The organism is Microvirga sp. P4_G7 (genome assembly GCF_056401005.1).
In genome coordinates this window covers 1-1,296 of the sequence record NZ_JBFUKD010000876.1, presented here as the reverse complement: position 1 = coordinate 1,296, position 1,296 = coordinate 1, and the positions used below count along the sequence as shown (strand labels likewise).

General features: G+C 61.7%; 1 protein-coding gene. It reads right to left on the bottom strand.

The features are described from left to right. Nucleotides 1–536 (bottom strand): PHP domain-containing protein (locus AC1DT3_RS21555; protein WP_477467226.1); only part of this gene is annotated, 536 nt, incomplete at its 3' end. Between the last annotated feature and the right edge of the window lie 760 nt (nucleotides 537–1,296).

Here is a 1,296-nt window from a genome sequence, read left to right as displayed (position 1 = left end):
ACGTAGAGTTGGTGGCCGAAGGCGTGTTTGAGGATGTCCAGCCGTGTCTGAGCGAGATCGGATCGCGCACCGCTTCGCAGCGCGGCATCGAGCGGTCCGGTCCAACCGCCCGTCAGCGCGATCAGGCCTTCACAATGAGCGGCGAGAACCGGGGCGGCGACCTGAGGCGCGTCTCCGAGCGGAACGTCGAAGTAAGCGCGGCTCGCGAGGCGCATGAGGTTGCGATAGCCTTCATCCGTCTGCGCGAGCAGAACGATGTCGGCAGCCTGAGGCTGCACGCGCGCGATCGGGTCTGGCTCTTCGAAGCACACCGAGAGCTGCAATCCGGCGATCGGCTGGATGCCCATGCCGGACAGCTTTTGCGAAAACTCGAGCGCGCCGAAGAGGTTGTTGGTGTCGGTGAGCGCCAGCGCCGGCTGTTTGTCGGCTGCCGCGAGCTTCGCCAATTGCTCGACCTTCATCGCTCCTTCGAGGAGCGAGTAGGACGAATGCACATGCAGATGAACGAAGCCGATGTCTTGAAGAACGCGCGCCATGGAATCCCGACTCAATATGCCAGGTATTTTCGCACGAGGCCGCTCCAGGCTCACTAGGACAATACGGCCTTTTTGCCGCGATGGACCAGGATCTGCGGAAGCTGAAAGCGGTTTCGGCTTTGTCTCCGCTCTAACTGACTGAATTCGCGCGGCTCTTCTGACCGACCGCCGCGCGAACTAGGATGCCGCCCAGGGCTCCCATTCGTTGGATGAGTGTGGACAACGGGGATTACGCCATCGGCGACAGAAGTAGGGCCCAGATGGCGACAGCGCTCCCGAAGATGAAAAGGGACGTGATTTCAGCGGTGGTTTCAATCAAAGCGCGAAGCATCTCTCTTCCTCCGTGTTCCTATAATGTTCATTATTGTTCATTGTATGTTCTGTGTAAAGCCAGGGTATTGCCGGTGCTTATGGGTGAGTCAACGAAGCGTTAAGGGGTGAGAAGAGGCGAGAACGCAACGGAACGCCGCATCGTTGGGGGCGGTCTGACGTGGGAGTGGCCGTGATGTTGAAGAAGGGCGGCGTGCCGCCACCCCTCCGGTGTCATTCCCGGCCGGAGACGAGGCCGTCGGAGGGGAAGGGAAGCCATAGCCGCATCGTTGTGCTCGTGCAGGCGGAACCCGGTCGTGGGGCCACTGCCTCCGCTGCGCTCGCCGGGGATGACACGTGGGGCCACTGCCTCCGCACGTGGAGGCCCGCTCCCACGTCCGAGCTCATTGCCTCTGCACGTTCCCTCCGCAAGTCATCACCGGGCTTGTCC